Below are 245 nucleotides of genomic sequence, written 5' to 3' on the forward strand. Positions count from 1 at the left end.
GCTTACAAGAAACCAGAATGGTAAGAATTACCAATATTAAAAGTAAAAATCGTCGTGATTTAGTCAAAACAACATCCTTTAAAAACAAGGCGGGAATGGATGGGAGTCGAACCCACCACGGATCTTATCAACCCGACACTGATTTTGAAGACCAGGAGGCCCACCGGGGCCTAACCATTCCCGCCGCTAAGTATATCCGACTTTATTAAAGTTTTGTATAACTTTATAGCTTTACACTTTTAATG

The 245-nt window shown here is 40.0% G+C and carries 1 tRNA gene; it reads right to left on the bottom strand.

What is annotated here, in order from left to right:
* Positions 1-90 precede the first annotated feature (90 nt).
* A tRNA-Sec gene (locus tag FQ664_RS27425) sits at positions 91-182 on the bottom strand.
* Between the last annotated feature and the right edge of the window lie 63 nt (positions 183-245).

Source organism: Pseudomonas persica (genome assembly GCF_900291015.1).
In the GTDB taxonomy this organism is placed as follows: Bacteria; Pseudomonadota; Gammaproteobacteria; order Pseudomonadales; family Pseudomonadaceae; genus Aquipseudomonas.